The organism is Shewanella sp. SM87 (genome assembly GCF_025653705.1).
Taxonomy (GTDB): domain Bacteria; phylum Pseudomonadota; class Gammaproteobacteria; order Enterobacterales; family Shewanellaceae; genus Shewanella; species Shewanella oncorhynchi.
This window is the reverse complement of record NZ_JAKKSC010000012.1, coordinates 73349-94608: the sequence shown is the minus strand read 5'-3', so window position 1 is coordinate 94608 and position 21260 is coordinate 73349. Positions and strand designations below refer to the sequence as shown.

Genomic DNA, 21260 nt, shown 5'->3' with positions numbered 1-21260 from the left:
AAATAACAATAATAACTAAAAGCTTGGAGCTAAAAATATGAAATCTGTGAATCACTTAGTGTTAACGCCGGGTAGCTTGAGCCTAGCGCAATTACGCGAAATCAGCCGCCATAAGCTGACACTCGAACTCGCGCCAGAGGCCATTACCGACATCAACACCAGTGCGCAAATCGTGCAAAAAGTGCTGGATGAAGGCCGTACCGTTTACGGCATCAACACGGGTTTTGGCTTGTTGGCCAATACCAAGATAGCGCCCGAAGATCTGCAATTGCTGCAACGCTCAATCGTGTTGTCGCACGCCGCAGGTACGGGCCAATACATGCAAGACGCCACAGTACGTTTGATGATGGTGTTAAAAATCAATTCATTAAGCCGTGGCTTCTCGGGCATTCGTTTAGAAGTGATTAACTTCTTAATCAGTTTAGTGAACGCCGAAGTGTATCCCTGCGTGCCAGAAAAAGGCTCTGTTGGCGCCTCGGGTGACTTAGCGCCACTGGCGCACATGTGTTTGCCTATGCTGGGTGAAGGCGAAATGAGCTATCGAGGCGAGTTAATTTCTGCCGCCGAAGGTTTAGAAATCGCTGGTCTCAAGCCAATCGATTTAGCGGCCAAAGAAGGGCTGGCCCTGTTGAACGGCACTCAAGCGTCGACTGCGCTGGCGCTGGAAGGGTTGTTCCACGCCGAAGACTTGTTCGCAGCAAGTTCAGTGATCGGTGCCATGAGCGTCGAAGCTGCTATGGGCAGCCGTAGCCCGTTTGATCCTCGCATCCATGCGGCGCGTGGTCAGAAAGGTCAAATCGATTCGGCCATGGTCTTCCGTCATCTACTGGGTGAAGAGTCTGAGATAAGCTTAAGTCATGCTAACTGTGAAAAGGTGCAAGATCCTTACTCACTGCGCTGTCAGCCACAGGTGCTGGGGGCTTGCTTGACCCAAATTCGTCACGCTGCCGATGTGTTAGGCACAGAGGCCAATGGCGTAACCGATAACCCACTGGTGTTCCAAGATACAGGCGATATCATTTCTGGCGGTAACTTCCACGCCGAACCCGTGGCTATGGCGGCGGATAATCTGGCGATTGCGATTGCTGAACTGGGCTCCATTGCCGAGCGTCGTATTGCACTGCTAATCGATTCTAGCCTGTCGAAACTGCCGCCATTTTTGGTGAAAAACGGCGGCGTCAACTCAGGTTTTATGATCGCTCAAGTCACTGCGGCAGCTTTGGCGTCCGAGAACAAAACCTACGCTCATCCGGCATCAGTTGACAGCTTGCCAACATCGGCTAACCAAGAAGATCACGTCTCTATGGCGACCTTTGCTGCCCGCCGCTTGCGCGATATGAGCGAAAATACCCGTGGTGTACTGGCAATTGAATTGTTAGCGGCGGCTCAGGGTTTAGATTTCCGCGCTCCTTTAGCCCCAAGTGCTGCAGTGGCTAAGGCTAAAGCCGAATTGCGTGAAGTCGTCGCCTATTACGATAAAGACAGATACTTCGCGCCAGATATCGAAGCCGCGACAGATTTGTTGTATACAGCGAGCTTTAACACTTATTTGCCAGCAGGAACGCTAGCCAGCTTTTAGGCGTTTGTTTTAGTTTAATGGCTGAACAGGTGTTTACTCCGCGGGAATAGGCTGCACTGAGGTGCTTTTGTTATCGCGCCCAGATTTTGCACCTCAATGTGCTAAAAATAAGCGTTAAAAGGCAAAATTTAAGGTGCAGGCAGATTGCTTGTGCCTTTTTCTTTGGTTTTTATCTGCTTTTCCTCGATCTTTGTCTTTGCCATTTTGGTGTGTTTAACACCGCAGACTCTGCACTTTTTGCCCTAATCTTTACATTGTCAGTTTTTGTGGCTGTCTATCCCTCTAGAAACCGTTACCTTTGTGTTTTTATCCGCCATCATTATGCATATTTGAATGCATATAATCATTTTTAATAACCATAACCCTATGATGTGGGACAATATGGGGTTGTCATGTTGGACAAATTGTCTTTTACAGTTTATTGGTTTTTAATTCCTATTTTTGTGCTTTTATCATTGATAAATGGTCTTTGATGCTTTGTTGTTAATGTTTTTTGGAGTTAAGTTCTGTGGTTGTTTATTTGAGATCTTGATCTCATGTCATTATTTGTTATCTATTTCTTCTTTGGGGATAATCTTAAATTAAGTGTGGTCTTTAGTAGGACTCACTCAATCGGTTGCCATTTTTACCACAGCAACCACTAGACTCATAACGACAAGAGTGTGAGAGGACGCAATGAACAGACGCCAGTTTTTTAGACTGTGTGCTGCCGGAGCTGCCACCTCAGCAATTTCAGCGTTGGGATTGATGTCCGAAAAGGCCTATGCGGCCGTTCGAGAATTCAAACTCATTAGCGCGAAAGAAACCCGCAATAACTGCTGCTATTGCTCAGTGGGTTGCGGATTGCTGATGTACAGCAAAGGAAGTAACGGCAAAAACGCCGAACAAAGTATTTTCCATATCGAAGGGGATGCAGACCATCCAGTTAACCGCGGGGCCTTGTGTCCTAAGGGTGCTGGTCTAGTGGATTATGTGAACAGCCCTAATCGTCTTAAATATCCTGAGTACCGTGCGCCAGGCAGTAATGAATGGACTCGTATCAGCTGGACTGAAGCTTACCAACGCATCGCCCGTCTGATGAAGAATGACCGTGATGCTAACTTGATTGAAAAGAATTCTGCTGGGATGACGGTTAACCGTTGGCTTAGCACTGGGATGATGACCTCGTCGGCGATGCCGAATGAAGGCGGCTATATCACCCAGAAATTTGCACGGGCACTGGGCCTAGTTGCAATCGATACTATTGCGCGTAACTGACACTCTCCAACGGTAGCAAGTCTTGCTCCGACATTTGGACGTGGTGCCATGACCAACCACTGGATCGATATTAAAAACTCTAATTTGATCATTATTATGGGCGGTAATGCTGCAGAGGCTCACCCTGTCGGATTCGGCTGGGTTACAGAAGCTATGCAACATAACAACGCTAAACTTTTGGTGGTCGATCCTCGCTTCACCCGTAGCGCCGCTGTAGCCGATTACTATGCGCCGATCCGCTCGGGCACAGATATCGCCTTCCTGCTCGGGGTGATCCGCTATCTTATTGAAACCAAACAAGTGAACTACGACTATGTGAAGGCTTATACCAATGCCAGTTACATAGTGCGCGAAGACTTCTCTTTTAGTGAAGGTCTGTTCAGTGGTTTCGATGAAGAAACAGATAGCTACAATAAAGAGTCTTGGTACTACGAGTTAGACGAACAGGGTTACGCGAAAATCGATCCTAGCTTCGAACATCCACGCTGTGTGTGGAACTTAATGAAGCAACATGTAGAACGCTATGACTTTGAAACAGTAAGCAATATTACCGGTACGCCGATTGCGGACTATGAGATCGTTTGCCAACAAATTGGTAGCACTCATACCCACGATAGAGCCGCGACCTTTATGTATGCCTTAGGTTGGACTCACCACAGTAAAGGGGCGCAGAACATTCGCTCTATGGCCATGGTGCAGTTGCTGCTGGGTAACATTGGGGTGTTGGGCGGTGGTGTTAACGCTCTGCGCGGACACTCGAACGTGCAAGGCGCGACCGATATGGGTTTATTGTGTCAAAGCTTGCCCGGTTACCTCAAGTTACCGAACGAAAAAGACATTAATCTTAAAACCTATCTCCACAACTATACCCCTGTCGCTCTGCGTCCGGGTCAAACCAACTATTGGCAAAATTACCCTAAATTCTTTGTTTCACAAATGAAGAGCTTTTGGGGCGATAACGCTACGGTTGAAAATGACTTTGGTTATGACTGGTTGCCGAAATGGGACAAGCAGTACGACTTTACTAAACACTTAGATATGGCTTTCCACGGCGAAGTGAATGGCTACATTATCCAAGGTGTTAACGCCATTAACTCTATGCCAAACCGTAATAAGGTACTCAAAGCCTTGAGTAATCTTAAGTACATGGTGGTGTTAGATGCCTTGGCAACGGAAACTGCAACCTTCTGGCAAAATGCCGATGGCTTCAATGAAGTCAATCCCGCTGAAATCATGACTGAAGTGTTCCGTTTACCTACGACATGTTTTGCCGAGGAAGAAGGTTCCATCGTCAACTCTGGCCGTTGGATGCAGTGGCATTGGAAGGGAGCTAACCCGCCGGGTGAAGCCAAGCCAGATGCTGAGATTCTCTCTGGCGTCTTAATGGCAATGCGTGAACTGTACAAACAAGAGGGCGGTAAGCTGCCTGAACCAGTGCACGCGATGAGCTGGAATTACCACAATCCTCACTCACCGCACGCTGAAGAAATCGCTCGCGAGCTTAACGGTAAGGATCTCGTGACTCAACGTCAGCTCAGTAGTTTTGCTGAACTGAAAGCCGATGGTAGTACCGCCAGCGCCTGTTGGATTTATGCGGGTTCTTGGACCGAAGAAGGCAACTTGATGGCTCGCCGTGACAACCATGATCCTTCCGGTAAAGGTGTTACTCCGGGTTGGGCATTTGCTTGGCCAGCAAACCGTCGTGTGCTGTATAACCGCGCTTCTTGCGATATCAACGGCAAACCTTGGGATCCAAAACGCACTATCGTCGAGTGGGTTGACGGTAAGTGGCACGGTATCGATGTGGGCGACTTCAATATGAAGTTAACACCACAGGAATCCGCTGGCCCCTTCATCATGCAACCCGAAGGTGTGGGTCGTTTCTTCGCCCTTAAATTATTGGCCGAAGGTCCGTTCCCTGAGCACTACGAGCCGATGGAGTCGCCTATTGGGTTGAACCCGTTACACAAGGTCACCAGTAACCCTGCGGTACGTATGTTACCGGGTGTGAAGGAAACCTTAGGCTCCCATAAGGACTTCCCTTATGTGGCAACTACTTACTGTGTAACTGAACACTTTAACTTCTGGTCTACGCATGCTCGTTTAGCTGCGATTTCTATGCCTGAAACCTTCGTCGAAATCGATGAAATGTTAGCGGCAGAAAAAGGTATCGCCAATGGGGATTGGGTCACTGTCAGCTCTAAACGCGGCAGCATTGAAACCAAAGCCTTAGTGACTAAACGGCTACAGCCGTTAAAGGTAAATGGCCAGTTAGTCCATACCGTCGGGTTACCCCGTCACGGCAGCCATAATGCACTCACTCGTAAGAGTTACTCCTGTAACGTACTCACCACGGAAGTGGGGGATGCAAATACACAGGTGCCTGAGTTCAAAGCATTTTTGGTTAACATCACTAAAGCGGAGGGGATCTGATTATGGCATCACAAGACATTATCCGCCGCTCCGGTACTTCAGCGGTGACGCCTGCGGCAAAGGGGCGTAATTCATCAGAAAAGGTCGCCAAGCTGTTCGACGCCACTAAGTGTAATGGCTGTAAAGCCTGCCAAGTGGCGTGTTCTGAGTGGAATGATTTACGGGAAGAGGTGGGCACCTTCCAAGGCAGTTACCAAAACCCTATGTCGCTATCGGGCCAATGTTGGACCCTGATGGAGTTCCATGAGGTGATGGAAAGCAACAAGCTGCGTTGGCAATTTACCCACTCGGCCTGTATGCACTGTGCTGACCCTGCCTGCTTAACGGCCTGTTCGACCTCGGGCGCGATTATCCAGCACGCCAATGGTGTGGTGGACTTCGATTCGGACAAATGTATCGGCTGCGGTTATTGTGCCAGTGCTTGTCCCTTTGATGTGCCCAAAATAGATCCTAAGGATAACAAGGCCTACAAGTGCACTATGTGCTCTGACCGTTTGGCTGTGGGATTGGAACCTTCCTGCGTTAAGTCCTGTACCACAGGGGCGCTGCGTTTTGGCACCCGTGAGGACATGTTGTTCTACTCGCAAAAACGGGTCGAAGAACTGAAGAAAAAGGGCTTTGCTAAGGCAGGACTGTATAACCCTGAGGGTGTAGGTGGCACGGGTATGATGATGATATTACACGATATCAATCAGCCCGAAAGCTACAACATGCCTGATAACCCGCAGATCCCACTGTCACTCACTCTGTGGCAGGACTGGGTCAAACCTTTAGGTACTATGGGCATTCTTGCCACTGCCGCCGTCGCTTGTCTGCATAAGATCACCGTCGGTCGCAACATAGTCGAAGAAGACCAACCGGGTTATCAACCGCCAGAGGAAGAGGCTAAGCAGGAAGAGGGGGCCGACAAATGAGCAAGCATGATAAGCAAGAAATGATAGTGCGTCACAAGCTGTTCGATCGCATCTGTCATTGGTTCATTGTGGCGGTTGGCCTAGTGACATTTCTCACTGGCTTTTCCTTCTTCTATCCGTCGTTTCAATGGCTTGGGGCGATAGCGGGCACACCGCAATTGGCGAAGTTTATTCATCCCATTGCGGGCTTGATGATGTGCTTACCTCTGATGTTGATGTTGGTGCGTTACTACAAACACAACAAATGGGAAAAGCACGACCTCGCTTGGATGCTCGCCATTAAGGATGTGATGTTCGAGAACGAGGAGAAAATCCCGCCTATCGGCCATTACAACCCTGGGCAAAAGGTATTGTTTCGCGCCTTCGTGCTGACATCTATCACTTTAACGGTGACGGGAATCATCATGTGGCAGCCTTACTTTGCGCCCTATTTCTCAGCCACTGTGGTGGGTTGGGCCATTCTGTTGCACGCCATTTGTGCGCTCATCATGTTGATTTTTGTGATGGTGCATTTCTGGATGGCGACATGGGTGGAAGGGTCGGTTACGGGCATGCTTTACGGCAAAGTCTCTAAGGCTTGGTGCCGCAAACATCACCCTGTGATGTTGGATGAACATTCGGACGTGGAGAAACATTAATGAGTCATACAGCCGAGATACCTCTGGCCCAAGGCAGCGAATCACCGCTGGAACTTAAACCGTTAAAAGCGGCAGATCCCCAAGCTGTGTATCACAGAAGGGCGCAGCGTTTGCTGTCATTGGCCAAGGACTCGCCGCTGGCTGACTACTTTGAGCTATGTCGCCGTTTGGTCTCTATACAGGCCAGGTTAGCGCAGGAGGCTGACTTCGGTAAGCTTCTCGCTTGGGGGAAAGATGAGGCGACTCCGCTTTCCCTTTTGGGCTCAGAGGCAGATAGCTATTGGCAAGGACTGCTACAGCAACTGTTAAGTGATTTGTTGCCGCAGGTGGATGAATCCATAGCTCGGGTAGTGCGTTTGCTGATGCAGCAATCGCCCAAGCAACTGAGTTCGTGGGGGCGTTCACTACGCCAAGGGCATGTCAGTGAAGTGCCTGCCCGTTTTAGCTTATTCATCTGGGCGGCGATGGGCGTTTATTGGTCGCATTGGGCACCTATGGTCATCAAGCGGATGGATCAGCGCAAGGTGGCGCAGCAGAGTATGTGTCCCGTGTGTGGATGTCATCCGGTGGCGAGTGTGATTGTCGATCAGCCTCGAGCTGGTTTGCGCTATCTGCATTGCAGTCTGTGCGAGAGCGAATGGCATTACATTCGTGCCCATTGCACCAGTTGCGGTCAGGACAAAGAGATGACGATTTGGTCGCTAGATGATGCCAAGGCTCAAGTGCGGATCGAAAGCTGCGATGAATGTCATGGCTATACCAAGATGATGTTCGTCGAAAACTCGCCGTCTATGGATGTGGCGGCAGACGATCTCGCAACCTTGATGTTAGACAGTGAGCTAAATGCTAAGGGCTTTGGTGCAACAACACTGAACCCACTGCTACTGGCCCACGAAACCACGTAAGCCACATAGCTTAAACAAATGCGGGAGGGAGTCGGGTTGCTGATCCCTTCCTGCTTTTTATAAACCAATGGCAATAATATAAACAAAATGACACAGATGATGACCCAAGCACCTGAAACACTACAAGTTCTGTACCGAGCTTTGCCTTCAATGGATAGCCTACTTGCAGAGCCTAGTTTTGTGGTATTGCAGCAGTCCTACGGCAAAGCGGCAGTAAAGGCCGCACTGGATACCCAGTTAAAGGCGGCGCGCAGCTTAATCGGCCGCGAGCACCGTTTGCCGACATGGTGTGGCGATCTTGCGCAATTGCACAGATGTTTGGTTGATCAACTGTCTAATGATTACAGCCACAGCTTAAAACCTGTGTGGAATCTCACTGGCACCATATTGCATACCAACCTTGGCCGAGCGCAGCAGTCAGAAGCGGCAATTCGAGCTGTCACTTCTGTTATGCGCTACCCCACACCGCTGGAGTTTGAGCTTGCGGCTGGTGAACGTGGTCACAGGGATAATGCAATCAGTGCTTTAATCCAGCGCTTAACGGGTGCCGAGGCTTGTTGTGTCGTGAATAACAATGCCGCAGCTGTGTTGTTGATGTTGTCAGCGGTGGCTGCGGGGAAAGAAGTCATCGTCTCCCGTGGTGAGTTGGTGGAAATTGGCGGCGCGTTTCGTATCCCTGACATTATGCGCCAAGCGGGCTGCACCTTAGTCGAGGTCGGCAGCACCAATCGGACTCACCTTAAGGATTATGAGCAGGCCATTACTGAAAATACCGCTGCGATAATGAAGGTCCACACCAGTAATTATCATATCAGTGGTTTTACTGCCGCAGTGGAGGAGGCAAGGCTGGGTCAGTTATGTCGTGAGCGTGGCATATCACTCATTTCGGATCTTGGTAGCGGTTCACTTACTGATCTGCGCCGCTTTGGTCTAAAGCAAGAACCTACGCCCCAAGCCATGCTAGCCGATGGGGTCGATTTAGTGAGTTTTTCCGGCGATAAACTATTGGGTGGCCCTCAGTCTGGTTTGATCGTTGGCAAACAGTCGCTGATTAAGCAGTTACAGAGTCATCCACTAAAGCGCGCCCTGCGTTGCGATAAGCTGATTTTGGCGGCGTTAGAAGCGACATTGATCCACTATCTTCACCCTGAAACCTTAGACATTGAGCTGCCTATTATGGCGAAATTTGCCCGTAGCCAAGAGACGTTATGGCAGATTGGTCGTCGCTTACAGCAAGCTTTGGTTCCACATTTTGAACCTTGTTATCGCATTGAGTTAGTCGAGTGCCAAACACAAGTCGGCAGTGGCTCACAGCCCGATACTTTTTTACCCTCAGTGGCGTTGTGTTTTACCGCACTCAATGGCGGTAGTTTAAGTTTGTTAGAACAACAATTTAAGCAGGCGGCACGGCCTATCATAGGTCGCATGAGTCAGGACCAACTCAGGTTAGATCTGCGCGGTCTTGATAGTGAAGCCGAACTCCTCGCCGAGTTGAGCACTTTAGGTGTGCAGTTGTGATCATTGTTACTGCGGGTCATGTCGATCATGGCAAGAGTACGCTTATTCGCGCTTTTACTGGGATGAATACCGATCGTCTGCCGGAGGAAAAACGCCGCGGTATGACGATCGATCTTGGCTATGCGTTTATGCCACTTCGAGATGGTTCGCGCCTTGCTTTTATTGATGTGCCCGGCCACGAAAAATTTATCAACAACATGCTGGTGGGCGTGAGTCATGCTCGACACGCCCTGTTGGTGATGGCCTGTGACGATGGCGTAATGCCGCAAACCCGTGAGCATTTGCAAATTCTTGCGCTATTACCTTTGCACAGTTTGACCTTAGTGCTAACTAAGCGGGATTTAGTTGATAGTGGCACGGCGGCACAGCTTGTCGCCGATGGACTCACTTTGCTCGCCGAGTATGGCATTGAGGCCAGTGGTGTTTTTGAAGTGTCGGCGAATGGCACCGCCGACTTAGCATCCAATGGTGTGGCGGCGCTGAAGGCGCATATTCTTGATTTAGGTAAGCAAGAGTCAAAGCGGGCGGAAGATGCCAGCAGCTTTAGGATGACGCTCGATCGCGCCTTTAGTGTGAAAGGTGCGGGTTGTGTCGTGACGGGCACAGTGATCAGCGGCAGCGTATGTGTGGGGGATAGTCTTTTTAGCTCAGGGCAAAAGGCCAAACTCAGAGTGCGAGGCATACATTGTCAGGGACAAGAAGCACAAAGGGCTGTCACGGGTACACGCGTAGCACTCAATTTAACGGGTGTCGATAACCATAGGGAGCCAGAGCGTGGCGATTGGCTGAGCAGTTTACCTCAAGCAGAGCTTTGTAGTCGCCCTGTAGTGCACATTCGAGCCTTCGATTTTTTAGGCTGTGAGCCATTAGTGCATTGGCAAAATGTCCACTGTCACCATGGCGCCGATCATACTTTAGGTCGAGTTTCCCTGTTAAATGAAGCTGATGAAGAAGGCTTCTGTCTGGCGGAGTTAGTACTCGAAAAGCCACTACTCCTATGTCAGGACGATCGAATTGTCCTGCGACACATTGGGGGTAAACAGACTTTAGGTGCGGGGCGAGTGTTGGCGTTGAAAGTCCCTAATCGTAAGAAACGTACGCCTGAACGAGTCGCGAGATTACTGCAATTAGCACGCTTGGATAATCCTGCCCATGTGGTGGCTTTACTCGGCCAAACTCAGGCGCTAGAGCTTGATGAAATCGCGTGGCGTTGGCAATTAACTGACGAAGGGCTGGCTATGCTGTTAGCCCAAGCGGGTTTAGTCCGTTTTGGGGCATTTGCTATAGCGACAAGTTTACTTAAGCAAGAAAAACAACAGTTTATTACTTTACTTCACGAGTTCCATCAACAGCATCCTGACCAACTTGGGCTTGGGCGTAATCGCTTGCAGCGCATGAGCCACAGCGCTTTGCCGCCCGAATTAGCCAATAAAGTGCTCGACACGCTTTGCCAAGAAGGTCGCATGGTGCTGCGTGGTGCCTTGTTGCAGCTCGCTGAACACAAAATAGTGCTAGATGCTGAGGCTCAGCATTGTTGGCAGGCGCTTGCGCCTTGGCTGGCACAGCAAACAGCCCCTGTATGGGTCACCGAAATGGGCGAATACCTTGCGCTAGAACCTGCCAAATTAAGGCTGCTGTGTTTCCAGCTGGTGCAGCAGGGATTTATTACTGCTGTGGTGAAGGACAGATATTTGCTTAGCGAACAAATCTGTTACTACGCCAGCTTAGTGCGTACTCATATTGCAGAACACGGCAAGCTCGAAACGGCAGAATTTAAAGACATGGTTGGGCTTGGGCGTAAGGTGAGTATTCAACTGCTTGAGTTCTTTGACAGAAGTGGTTTTACCCGTAGGAAGTATCGCAGTAATAGCCGAGAAGTTCGGGATGCCGAGTTGTTTTTTTCCCATGAGAATTGGCGGAAGAACATAGGAGTCGAACCTACCCAGGACTGCTGGCAGCCCTACCCGGATTTGAAATCCGGACGCCTCACCGGAGACGACGTTCTTCCAATAGAAGACCTAGGGATAGTAGAAAATGCGTAAAGATGATTCAAGGCGATTCTTATTTAGTTTATGGGTTTGTGATACAAGTCTTAAATTGTCATCAAACTAATTGTTTTTATTTGGTTTTATAGTTTTAAAGGGGCGCTATGGAATATCATTCACATGAAGTGGTGACAGAAAGAAACGTGATCTTGTTAGAACATGGGCACGCATCTGAGCTGACAGACTACTTAGCTAATGAAGTGCGGGTCGCACTGGTCTATAACGGCATAGCGCATACCGTGATGTTAGCCAGCCCTCAAGATTTAGAAGCCTTCGCTATTGGTTTTACGTTATCTGAACGTATCGTTTCCCATATCAATGATATCAAAGGGGTGGAGCTCGAGTTCACCAGTGAAGGCGTGTTGATCCAAGTGGAAATCAACCAACGATGCTTTATGGAACTCAAGCAACAAAGGCGCAATATGGCGGGGCGCACAGGTTGTGGATTGTGCGGTGTTGCCCAGCTCGAAGAGGCCGTCAAGCCTGTGATGCGGGTGGACTCAGATGCTAGATTCGATATCGAACACTTACAGGTCGCACTTGGGCAAATTAAAGATAATCAACAACATTTTAAGCTGACGGGCGCCACTCATGCGGCCATGGGGCTTAACCATCAAGGACAGATCATCGCCGCCTATGAGGATATAGGCAGGCATATCGCACTAGACAAGCTAATTGGCGCCTTTTCCGCTCACAATGTGGAGCGTCCAGTGGCCGTATTGCTCACCAGTCGCGCGAGTTTTGAGATGGTGCAAAAGGCCGCTAGTGCCAATATCCAAATTCTGTTTGCTATGTCCGCCGTGACTTCACTGGCGTTGGAATTAGCAGAGAAAAGCAATATCACGCTTATCGGTTTTTGCCGTAATGGCAGGGCAACGCTTTACACCCACGGTTATCGCCTGTTGGGGCAGCAGTGTGTCAGCTTAGCTAAAGCCATTTAAGCGTGAGGCCACTTGTGATTGAAGTTGTCGAACGACTTCAATCACACTGGCACACAGGTTATAAGCGCATTGCGCTTATTTTTTATAGTCTCGTTCATTAGGGTAATGACATGACATGGCAACAATTTAAACAAGAATATTTAGTCCGTTTTTGGGCGCCTATGCCAGCGGTTATCGCTGCGGGTATCCTTTCTACTTACTATTTTGGTTTGACCGGAACCTTCTGGGCCGTTACTGGGGAATTCACTCGTTGGGGTGGTCATTTACTGCAGTTTTTAGGTGCAGATCCAGAAACTTGGGGTTATTTCAAAGTCATAGGTCTGCAGGGCTCTCCTCTAGATCGTATCGACGGCATGATGATTATCGGTATGTTTGGGGGTTGTATTGCTGCTGCGCTTTGGGCCAATAACGTCAAACTGCGTATGCCACAGAGCCGTATCCGTATTGCTCAGGCACTGATCGGCGGCATTATTGCTGGCTTTGGTGCCCGTTTAGCTATGGGTTGTAACCTTGCCGCCTTCTTCACGGGTATTCCGCAGTTCTCTTTACATGCTTGGTTCTTTGCTTTGGCGACCGCAGCAGGCTCTTACTTTGGTGCAAGATTTACCTTACTGCCGATGTTCCGTATTCCGATAAAACTGAAAAAAGTCGATAAAGCGACTTCAATCAAGCAGGACGAAAACCAAGCTAGACGTCGTTTCCGTATCGGTATGTTGGTGTTTGTAGGCATCGTCGGTTGGGGGTTATTGACTATGTTCAATGCACCAAAACTCGGCATTGCTATGCTCTGTGGTGTTGGTTTTGGTTTATTAATCGAACGGGCCCAAATCTGCTTTACCTCAGCGTTCCGCGATATGTGGATCACTGGTCGTACTCACATGGCGAAGGCGATTATCTTAGGCATGGCGGTCAGTGCGATAGGTATTTACAGCTATGTGCAACTGGGTGTGCCACCTAAGATCATGTGGGCTGGCCCTAATGCGGTGATCGGCGGCTTACTGTTTGGTTTTGGTATTGTACTGGCTGGTGGTTGTGAAACGGGTTGGATGTATCGTGCAGTCGAAGGTCAAGTGCATTTCTGGTGGGTGGGCTTAGGTAACGTGTTGGGTTCAACCTTACTGGCGTATTACTGGGATGATATCGCTCAGCCATTAGCAACGAACTGGGACAAAGTTAATTTACTGACCAGCTTTGGCGATAAAGGCGGATTATTGCTGACCTATGTGCTGCTGGGGCTCTCCTTTGGCGCTATGTTGCTGTGGGAGAAACGTTTCTTTGCTCGTAAGGCGAAGCGTGATGAACAATTGCTAGCGGAGGCGGCGTAATGGCTCAATATATTCCAGATTATCAACTCGATATGGTGGGTGAACCTTGCCCTTATCCCGCAGTGGCTACCCTTGAGGCTATGCCAAAGTTAAAGCCCGGTGAAATTCTCGAGGTGATTAGTGACTGTCCGCAGTCTATTAACAACATTCCCCTCGACGCTAAAAATCATGGTTATAAAGTGCTGGAAATTGAGCAGAATGGTCCGACTATTCGTTATCTTATCCAGCGTTAATCACTGACCTTCGCGATTATGAAAACAAAAAAGCACAAACTTATGTTTGTGCTTTTTACTATTTCCTCAGGAAATACAATTAGCTTCTTCAGTAAAAGTTTCTTTCAGCTAATTGGGCAAATTCAGGATTAGCCTTGGCAATCTACTGGCAGATATTCATCCGGAATACCGTTGCTGCTGCAAACCCAAGTGATATTATTTTGCTCATCAACTTGAGGCGATAGATAGACTTCATAGCCTTGATAATCCCCGAGTGCTTCGCTTCCTATAAAACCGACTATGCCATCTGTGTACAGATTAAATGTCGCAATCTGCTCGTCCGTGAGTCCAAGCACATCCAATTCGGTTGGCCAAGCTTTGTTGGTTTGATAGTAACCGACTAAGATGTCAGTGATCGGTGCCAGTGCTTGATGTTGCTGGTCGATACTGGCAATAGCCAGTGCCGCATCGGGTACATTCAATGCTGCTGGTGTGGCTTCGGTCGTGGTTGGCGCCTCATAACTCGTGGCGGCACCCATTTTCTCTTGATAGTCCTTATACGCTGGCAACGCGACTGCTGCAGCAATACCAATAATCGCAGCGAAGATTATCAATCCACCGCCTGCTGTGCCTAAACGTGGCATAAAGAAGCTGAGTACATAGGCCCATGCACTGCGTGATGGCGGTGCATATTCCACTCCTTGTGCTTTGGCTTGGACTCTCGCCATGCGCTTGGTCAACCAAGGATAGCTGCCATTAAGCTCGTGCAGCGACATCCAAAAACCACTCGACTCACTGGCTTGGCGGATATATTGATCCACATTCATACGTTTCCATTGCTCGACACCAGCGGCTAACACAGCAACGGCATTTGTGGCTGAACGTAAGCTGTTGCAGCAACGTAATCCGTGGAGATCGCAGGTATATTCACAGGCGCGAGAATAAGCCGCACCCACTAAAGGTAACCAAGTGGCGAAGACTAAGAAGGGCGCTTTACCTATATGATTGCGGCGAATATGGCCTAACTCGTGGCCGATATAGAAGTTGAGCGCATCTTTATCTGACTCAAGCGCATCCACAATCGATGAAAATAGCACTATATAGTTGCGACCGAGGAAGCGTGTCGCCAGTGCGTTTAACATGCCATCAGCTGCCAATAAGTAAGCGCGTGGTGGCTCGCGCATTTCTAAACGTTCGCAACACGCTAAATATTGTTTATGTAATTCAGGAAATTGCTCTGCATTGATTTCGACAGCCGTGCCTTTTAAGTAGCTGATAAAGGCGGAGTGGCTAAAGAGATAAATAATGAAAAACATCAACACATAGAGCAGCGCCATGCCAAAAGTGCCTATGATCAATGCCGCCCAGACGATCCCAGAAATAATAGCTAACAGAGTGAACAGCGATTTTTCCTTCGAATAGACAATATCTGTCATTTGAATGGGATTCTCGTTCCCTGCGGTAATAACTTGTTCCATGTTGATCCTTTTCCTTGTGAAGAGACAAACGGCGTGAAAGTAGTCAATTTTACTCGAAAATTCAACCACTATCGTGTGCAAAGCAAAAAATTAACCGTTTTGACATTCAGTTTAATCAGCTATGCGCAAATTGGAGTAGGTCGATTTCATCAGGATTTTGTGGTTTTTTGGCGCTAGAGAGTCCGATTATGCAGGCGGACACAGATTGGTAAGTGGCTCTTAGTCTCTGGGCATTTTCCTCGCAGCGCACTAGAATTAGGTGTTTTCGCAGCATATCGGCTGAGGGTTAAGTCTTAAGTTAGAACCGAGATAAAAGTAAATCACATCACTATGAGTGCACTTTAAGGCATGGTTCTTCAAGGCATAGTGCTTTGAGTCAGGCTCGGTTAAGCCTATATAGGGTTAGCTATGGTAAGCGTTAAAACAAACCACAGAAATACAAAGGAATTGAGATGGCTAAGTTAACAAATAAGATGATAAGTAATCGATTGGGTTTCAAATGGTACTGTGCCGCAGGCGTGATGGTTAGCGCGTTAAGTGCGGGAGTAATGGCGGCTAATGCACCTTCTTTTGACTGCACGAAAGTGAATGCTGGCAGTATTGAAGACATGGTCTGTAAGGATGCGGGGCTGAACCAACTTGATAATCAGTTAGCTAAGGTTTATAGCCAAGCGCTTGAAAAAGCGAAGAATGAACAACCTCCTACTTTAAAGGCGATGCAACGTGGTTGGGTGAAAGGCCGTAATGAATGCTGGAAGAGCGACGATAAGCACGCGTGTATTGAATCTAGCTATCAAACCCGCATTGCCGAACTGCAGGCACAATATCGTTTAGTCGACATGACCGGCCCAGTGTTTTATGCCTGTGACGGCAATCCAGCTAACGAAGTGGTCGTGACTTATTTTAAAACCGAACCTGCAACCCTGGTTGCTGAACATGGTGATAGTACTTCATTAATGTTTGTGCAACCCAGCGGCAGCGGCGCTAAGTATCAAGGCCGCAATGAAAGCCTATGGGAACATCAAGGCGAAGCTAAAGTAGTTTGGGGCTACGAAGCACCAGAAATGACCTGTAAACTGGTGACCAAATAGGATTGATTTAAGGTCGCCATGAAACAAGCTCTCGTGCATATCGCCTTAGTCGTAAGAGATTACGATGAGGCGATTGATTTTTATGTGAATAAATTAAAATTCGAATTAGTTGAAGACACTTATCAAGCCGAGCAAGATAAGCGCTGGGTCGTTGTTGCCCCACCGGGTTCTAAGGGCGCTTCTATCTTGTTAGCGCGGGCGTCTAAACCTGAGCAGTTCGATTTTATCGGTAATCAGGCGGTGGTCGGGTGTTTTTATTTTTAAATACCGATGACTTTTGGCGTGATTATCGCCGTATGGTCGCCGATGGCGTGGAGTTTGCGCGCGAGCCGCAAGAACAAGACTATGGCACAGTCGCTGTGTTTAAAGATCTCTACGGTAACTTATGGGATTTACTGCAATTGAATGATGAACATCCTATGGCTCACAGGTTAGCGTATCGGGAGCCAGGATTAGAAGTTAACCCCTAATCCTAAGGTGTAGCTGGTATCTCTCGTATTGCCTATCACTGTTTTAGTGTCATTGAAGTCATATTTAAATGACAAATAAATCCGCTGAGTTAACAGATATTTAAGTCCTACTGTCGAGTTTGAGATGTAATCAATCGAAGGCATATCTGGGAAGGCAATTTGCAGATCGGCATAGGACTCTAAAATGCCACCAAACCAATATTGTTTATAGTTAAGTGAGGCCGCCCAAGCATTTAGTTCTAGTTTAAAGGACTGTTGTTCAAGCCAAAAATGGTTGTAGGTTACGACGAAGTCTAATTTATCGCGCCCAGCACCCCAAAAGCGATAACCAGGACCGAGCCCTGCATAATAGCTATGGCTATCGATGCCGAGTTTATCTTCTTCATAAAAATCTTCCTGACGTAACAGCCAATGCTCATTGAGCAGATAGTCTAATGAATAATGTCCTTCGAGGGTGTTGCGCTTAGTCACGTCATCTTCGGTTTCGTAGCGCACTTCGGTCTTGATATTATGTCGCCATTGCAAGGTTTCCGCTGTGATATCGCCTTTGATATGTAGCTTCTGACTATTTTTCTTGTTTTTGGTGACATCAAGTGTGGTTTCTACACTACCGTTAAAATTCCAATCTGAGTTTGCATAGTGCTGCGAGAATCTCAACTCACTCACGGGAGTGTGCTGGTTATTAATTAATACCATGCCATGTTCATTAGAGGCTTGAATTCTTATGTCCTGTATGGAACGACTGACACTCCAAGGTCTAGTCTCTGTGACTTCGAGGCTGAGAATGGCACTGCGTTGAATGGTAATTTTAGGGGCATAACTGGTGTTGATGATGAGATTTTGATCGTTAAACTCTTTAATTTCACCGCTAATTTTATCGCCATTGAGCAAAAAAACTGTGTCGGCATAACACAAGGGGCTGACACTGCAGAGCGTAGCAACAAGGTACAATGCTGGATTGGATATCAGATTATGCATCTTGCTCGTGGGCTCAAAATAAAGGGAGAGTAAGTGTTGTCATTCTACTCGAACACAGGCTCTACAAAGCAATAACATTTGATAAAAGTGTTGATAAGGGATTGAAAACGGGTTCGCAATCCCTTACTTCTTTGCCCGTTAGCGTGAGTTAATTTCGGTGATTTTGAGGTTAATGAGCTGCTTCTGCCATTGGGATTTATCTATGCCTTCGACCCAAATGACGCTGCTTTTACGCTGTTCGCCTTTGCGTAGATAGGTTTCAGGCATGCGGAAAATGGCTTCCCACACTTCGAGTTTTTCGGTTTTGAGCAAAGTACCATTATCGGCGAAGAAGCTAGCTTCAACTTCAACTAAGGTAACGTGTTCATTGCTGGTGCTGGCGAGATCGAAGCTGAGTCCGAGTTTGTCGCCTTTCCATTGACCTTCAGCAAAGCTGACTTTGATCCCATCTTTTGCCGTTGAGCCTAATAGCTCAGGTTGGGTAATCGCAGTGGCGGTCAATGTGGTGACTGGCGCAGCAACAGTTTGAGTGGTAACTGCGGCACTTGGGACACTGGCAACATTGCTCGATGCACTTGCTACGGCTGCAGCGGCTAGGGCATTGGGCGCGGCTTTGGTTTCAGTGATCACGTATTCCCAGGTAAAGTCGTCTTTGAGTCTGACTTGGGCGCCATTTTCTAGGGTGATATTGGCTACGTCGGCCGCCATAACCGATGATGTTAGCAATAACAATGAGCTAAGTGCGCTAAGGCGTAATGAAGTGTGCATTAATTTTCTGGCTCCGATATCCGTCTGAGTCAATATTCTGCCCTAACATAAACAATTTGCCGCATGTTAGTCACTGTCTAAGTCGTGTTTTGATGAATAAAGTGGATTAATGGCGAGATTTTAACGCTAGTACAGATTGAGCTAGCTGACTGTGGCACTATTAGATAGGTGTACATGAGCGGTATGCTCAATGAATAAAGTAACAGGAGATTAAGATGCAGATGAAATATGGAATTTATGGCTTAGTGATTGGATTGGCATTTAGCACTGTCACTTTGGCTGCTGAAGCACCGAAAGTAGGTTGCGCGGCGAAATTAGATGCCATTAGTGCCGAACTTGCCCAAGCAAAAGCGGCAGGTAATAAGCATAAAGTCGCGGGACTTGAAAAGGCCTATGACGAAGTTTCAACACATTGCGACGATGATAGCTTATACGCCGAGCGAGTCGCTAAAGTTGAGGCCTTAGAGGAAAAACTCACCGAGCGCCAAAACGAATTGGCCAAAGCCATAGAAGAAGGTCGTTCTATGGATAAAATCAACAAGAAACGCAATAAAGTCGCCGAAGTCGAGGCTGATCTTGCTAAGGCGCGAGCCGAGCTAACGCAATAAATAGCTCAAGCCCAAGTTCAAGCTCAAGCCCAATCGCTAGGAGCTTAGCCCGCGTAACCTATGCTTAAAATAGTGGATTCTGTGCTGGAGTTATAACCGGCACTCAGTATGAAGTGTTCAGTGATTCGATATCTTAGCCCAGCTTCTGCGCCCCAATGGGTTGTTTTATCTTCTTCCCATGTGGGTTTGCCATCGACAATTTTGGGTGAAATGTTATTCGTGTAAGACACAGTGCTGATATAGCCGCTGCCGCCGGCATAAAAGCTTAAATCTGCCGTTAAGCTGTAGCTTAAGCCTAAGCGGAAGAGGCTTTCTTGGCGATAGGACTGCGCGGGTTCTGGCACGATAATATCGGTTTCACGACTGCGGGCATAGCCTAGGTAATAACCCCATTGCTGGTAATTATTATCGAAATGATAGGGGGCAATTGTAATGCCATAGAGATTATCTGTGGCAGGAATATAATCGAGCATAAGGGCAATATAAGGTGCATTGGCAGTTTCGTCTGATTTATCTGGCCTAACTAATTGCTTAGAAGTGCTATATTCGGCCGCTTGAAGCGGTTGGCATAGGCTCAGGAGTCCAATGCTAAGACAGGCTAGCGTATATGAATGACGACACATGGGATGGTTTCCTTAGGGATAGGGGAAATATTGTTCATTTTCCTGTGTGCGGGGTCAATTCAAAATGCTAAAATCTCTTTTAAAATAAGTATTTGTAAATATTTTGTGTTTTGATTTGAGTGTTTTCTAGGGTGGCATTTAACCGAGGTCAACTCGGCAGTTACCTTTGTATGGGTTTGTTGCGCTAGCACCTACGTTGGAGTGAAATTGTGGATCAGGAAATAAGGCTCGAAATTTCGGCATGGTTAGCGGGCTTTGGGATTGATAGCCAACCCTCTGATGGAATATCGACCACAGTTATGGTCATTGCTTGCTTACTGTTAGCGAGCATCGCTTATTTTATTGTCCGACGCGTGGTGATTCGGGCGGTGAATATGGTGATCCTGCGCTCTAAGGCGACGTGGGACGATGTATTCATGCGTTATAAGGTGCTTGAAAAGCTGGCCATGCTTGTGCCCGCTATCGTACTTAATCTATTGGTGCCCATCGCGCTGACTGAGCATCCATTGTTAAGCGGGCTAGTCGACCGATTACTGAGTATTTGGTTAGTGGTGCTGATTATCCGCGCTATGTATGCAGGTATGGATGCGGTTGATGAAATTTCAGATGTGAATCTGGTGAGTCGGCGCTTGCCTGTTAAGAGTTTCGTACAGTTAACTAAGCTATTTTTATTCTTTGTTGGGATTATCGTTTCTATCTCAATCTTGGCCGATCAATCACCTGTGTACTTCCTCAGCGGCTTAGGTGTGGCAACGGGTTTTGTGATGTTAGTGTTCCGCGACACTATCTTAGGTTTTGTGGCGGGCATTCAGTTAGCGGCTAACCGTATGGTGAGTAAAGGCGACTGGATCCAGATGGATAAATACGGCGCCGACGGTGCGGTAGAAGAAGTCTCGCTGACCACAGTGAAAGTGCGTAACTGGGACAAAACCATCACTATGATCCCTGCTTATGCCTTAGTGTCGGATGCGTTTCGCAACTGGCGGGGTATGTCTGAGTCGGGCGGTCGCAGGATCAAACGCGCGATCAATATCGATATCAACAGCATAAAGTTTTTGACCGAGGAAGAGCGCGAACGTCTCAGTAAGATCAATTGCTTAAAAGAATATTTTCCCGCAAAAATAAACGAAATTCGTGAGTCGAATGCCAGAGTGTCGGATCTCGATATGAAAGTGAACGGCCGCCATTTGACTAACGTCGGCACTTTCCGCGCTTATCTGCAGGAATATTTACAGCGTCATGATAAAGTCCACAAGGATATGACTTTAATGGTACGCCAATTAGCGCCGACTACTGAAGGGTTACCGATCGAGATTTATATCTTCACCAATGATACTCGTTGGGCGTTTTATGAGGCGATACAAGCGGATATTTTCGACCATGTGTTTGCTGTATTACCTGAGTTTGGCCTGCAGGCGTTCCAAGCGCCCACCGGCAATGACATTCGCAGTTTAAAGTCTGTTAAGGTCGACTAGTT

General features: G+C 47.9%; 16 protein-coding genes, 1 tRNA gene and 2 pseudogenes. 14 read left to right on the top strand and 5 right to left on the bottom strand.

Annotation, left to right across the window (positions count from 1 at the left end):
* Positions 1-37 precede the first annotated feature (37 nt).
* From hutH to selB, 7 genes and pseudogenes are all read left to right on the top strand, one after another.
* Positions 38-1579 carry a histidine ammonia-lyase gene (hutH, locus tag L5M11_RS11720; protein WP_173242519.1) on the top strand — a complete coding sequence of 514 codons (1542 nt, stop codon included), beginning with the start codon at positions 38-40 and terminating at the stop codon, positions 1577-1579.
* Between the two features lie 675 nt (positions 1580-2254).
* Entirely contained in the window at positions 2255-5269 is a 3015-nt protein-coding gene (gene fdnG, locus L5M11_RS11715; protein WP_173496974.1) for a formate dehydrogenase-N subunit alpha, read from the top strand.
* A gap of 2 nt (positions 5270-5271) precedes the next feature.
* Positions 5272-6183 (top strand): formate dehydrogenase subunit beta, encoded by a 912-nt coding sequence (gene fdxH, locus L5M11_RS11710; RefSeq protein WP_317629873.1) that lies wholly within the window; start codon positions 5272-5274, stop codon positions 6181-6183.
* On the top strand, positions 6180-6821 hold the full coding sequence (locus L5M11_RS11705; RefSeq protein WP_011982054.1) for a formate dehydrogenase subunit gamma: 642 nt from the start codon (positions 6180-6182) through the stop codon (positions 6819-6821). Before fdxH ends, L5M11_RS11705 begins: the two co-directional genes overlap by 4 nt.
* Positions 6821-7726, top strand: a complete 906-nt coding sequence (fdhE, locus tag L5M11_RS11700; RefSeq protein WP_263169345.1) for a formate dehydrogenase accessory protein FdhE — start codon at positions 6821-6823, stop codon at positions 7724-7726. The genes L5M11_RS11705 and fdhE overlap by 1 nt, the downstream gene beginning before the upstream one ends.
* A 96-nt stretch (positions 7727-7822) precedes the next feature.
* On the top strand, positions 7823-9244 hold the full coding sequence (gene selA / locus L5M11_RS11695) for an L-seryl-tRNA(Sec) selenium transferase (RefSeq protein ID WP_263192178.1): 1422 nt from the start codon (positions 7823-7825) through the stop codon (positions 9242-9244).
* A pseudogene (selB, locus tag L5M11_RS23970) lies at positions 9241-11088 on the top strand (selenocysteine-specific translation elongation factor); the annotation flags it as partial. The gene selA and the pseudogene selB, both read left to right, overlap by 4 nt.
* Before the next feature lie 69 nt (positions 11089-11157).
* Here selB and L5M11_RS11685 read toward each other — a convergent pair.
* Positions 11158-11252 (bottom strand) — tRNA-Sec (locus L5M11_RS11685).
* A gap of 141 nt (positions 11253-11393) precedes the next feature.
* Here L5M11_RS11685 and fdhD point away from each other — a divergent pair.
* The 3 genes from fdhD to yedF all read left to right on the top strand — a co-directional run bounded on the left by fdhD (position 11394) and on the right by yedF (position 13788).
* Complete coding sequence (gene fdhD / locus L5M11_RS11680) at positions 11394-12230, top strand: formate dehydrogenase accessory sulfurtransferase FdhD (RefSeq protein ID WP_107946194.1); 837 nt, start codon at positions 11394-11396, stop codon at positions 12228-12230.
* Between the two features lie 110 nt (positions 12231-12340).
* On the top strand, positions 12341-13555 hold the full coding sequence (gene yedE, locus L5M11_RS11675) for a selenium metabolism membrane protein YedE/FdhT (protein ID WP_263192147.1): 1215 nt from the start codon (positions 12341-12343) through the stop codon (positions 13553-13555).
* Positions 13555-13788 (top strand): sulfurtransferase-like selenium metabolism protein YedF, encoded by a 234-nt coding sequence (gene yedF / locus L5M11_RS11670; protein ID WP_107946196.1) that lies wholly within the window; start codon positions 13555-13557, stop codon positions 13786-13788. The genes yedE and yedF overlap by 1 nt, the downstream gene beginning before the upstream one ends.
* Before the next feature lie 128 nt (positions 13789-13916).
* On the opposite strand, the gene L5M11_RS11665 is transcribed toward yedF, so the two are convergent.
* Positions 13917-15245, bottom strand: coding sequence for a M48 family metallopeptidase (locus L5M11_RS11665; protein WP_113941250.1), 1329 nt, complete (start codon positions 15243-15245; stop codon positions 13917-13919).
* A 452-nt stretch (positions 15246-15697) separates the two neighbouring features.
* Here L5M11_RS11665 and L5M11_RS11660 point away from each other — a divergent pair, with 452 nt between their 5' ends.
* Together L5M11_RS11660 and L5M11_RS11655 are read left to right on the top strand one after the other, a co-directional pair.
* Positions 15698-16336, top strand: a complete 639-nt coding sequence (locus L5M11_RS11660; RefSeq protein WP_263173727.1) for an MliC family protein — start codon at positions 15698-15700, stop codon at positions 16334-16336.
* Positions 16337-16354: 18 nt separating this feature from the next.
* A pseudogene (locus L5M11_RS11655) lies at positions 16355-16806 on the top strand (VOC family protein).
* Here the strand turns inward: L5M11_RS11655 and L5M11_RS11650 are convergent.
* Both L5M11_RS11650 and L5M11_RS11645 read right to left on the bottom strand, forming a co-directional pair.
* Complete coding sequence (locus tag L5M11_RS11650) at positions 16789-17784, bottom strand: DUF481 domain-containing protein (RefSeq protein WP_263192146.1); 996 nt, start codon at positions 17782-17784, stop codon at positions 16789-16791. The pseudogene L5M11_RS11655 and the gene L5M11_RS11650 overlap by 18 nt on opposite strands.
* A gap of 138 nt (positions 17785-17922) precedes the next feature.
* Positions 17923-18552, bottom strand: a complete 630-nt coding sequence (locus L5M11_RS11645) for a DUF3157 family protein (protein ID WP_168826904.1) — start codon at positions 18550-18552, stop codon at positions 17923-17925.
* 215 nt (positions 18553-18767) lie between these two features.
* Here L5M11_RS11645 and L5M11_RS11640 point away from each other — a divergent pair, with 215 nt between their 5' ends.
* Positions 18768-19160: a DUF1090 domain-containing protein gene (locus L5M11_RS11640; protein WP_263192144.1), complete on the top strand. Its 393-nt coding sequence runs from the start codon at positions 18768-18770 to the stop codon at positions 19158-19160.
* Between the two features lie 44 nt (positions 19161-19204).
* On the opposite strand, the gene L5M11_RS11635 is transcribed toward L5M11_RS11640, so the two are convergent.
* Complete coding sequence (locus L5M11_RS11635) at positions 19205-19783, bottom strand: porin family protein (RefSeq protein ID WP_263192142.1); 579 nt, start codon at positions 19781-19783, stop codon at positions 19205-19207.
* A gap of 209 nt (positions 19784-19992) precedes the next feature.
* Here L5M11_RS11635 and L5M11_RS11630 point away from each other — a divergent pair, with 209 nt between their 5' ends.
* The gene (locus L5M11_RS11630) at positions 19993-21258 is read left to right on the top strand and encodes a mechanosensitive ion channel family protein (RefSeq protein WP_219251716.1); all 1266 of its coding nucleotides are present in this window, start codon (positions 19993-19995) and stop codon (positions 21256-21258) included.
* Positions 21259-21260 lie beyond the last annotated feature (2 nt).

What these genes read in the sequence shown, in the direction of transcription:
- L5M11_RS11640 (WP_263192144.1), top strand. Translation starts at nt 18,768, where the DNA reads ATGCAGATGAAATATGGAATTTATGGCTTAGTGATTGGATTGGCATTT.
- fdxH (WP_317629873.1), top strand. Translation starts at nt 5,272, where the DNA reads ATGGCATCACAAGACATTATCCGCCGCTCCGGTACTTCAGCGGTGACG.
- L5M11_RS11650 (WP_263192146.1), bottom strand. Translation starts at nt 17,784, where the DNA reads ATGCATAATCTGATATCCAATCCAGCATTGTACCTTGTTGCTACGCTC.
- yedF (WP_107946196.1), top strand. Translation starts at nt 13,555, where the DNA reads ATGGCTCAATATATTCCAGATTATCAACTCGATATGGTGGGTGAACCT.
- L5M11_RS11705 (WP_011982054.1), top strand. Translation starts at nt 6,180, where the DNA reads ATGAGCAAGCATGATAAGCAAGAAATGATAGTGCGTCACAAGCTGTTC.
- L5M11_RS11635 (WP_263192142.1), bottom strand. Translation starts at nt 19,783, where the DNA reads ATGTGTCGTCATTCATATACGCTAGCCTGTCTTAGCATTGGACTCCTG.
- hutH (WP_173242519.1), top strand. Translation starts at nt 38, where the DNA reads ATGAAATCTGTGAATCACTTAGTGTTAACGCCGGGTAGCTTGAGCCTA.
- L5M11_RS11660 (WP_263173727.1), top strand. Translation starts at nt 15,698, where the DNA reads ATGGCTAAGTTAACAAATAAGATGATAAGTAATCGATTGGGTTTCAAA.
- L5M11_RS11645 (WP_168826904.1), bottom strand. Translation starts at nt 18,552, where the DNA reads ATGCACACTTCATTACGCCTTAGCGCACTTAGCTCATTGTTATTGCTA.
- fdhE (WP_263169345.1), top strand. Translation starts at nt 6,821, where the DNA reads ATGAGTCATACAGCCGAGATACCTCTGGCCCAAGGCAGCGAATCACCG.
- yedE (WP_263192147.1), top strand. Translation starts at nt 12,341, where the DNA reads ATGACATGGCAACAATTTAAACAAGAATATTTAGTCCGTTTTTGGGCG.
- selA (WP_263192178.1), top strand. Translation starts at nt 7,823, where the DNA reads ATGATGACCCAAGCACCTGAAACACTACAAGTTCTGTACCGAGCTTTG.
- L5M11_RS11665 (WP_113941250.1), bottom strand. Translation starts at nt 15,245, where the DNA reads ATGGAACAAGTTATTACCGCAGGGAACGAGAATCCCATTCAAATGACA.
- fdhD (WP_107946194.1), top strand. Translation starts at nt 11,394, where the DNA reads ATGGAATATCATTCACATGAAGTGGTGACAGAAAGAAACGTGATCTTG.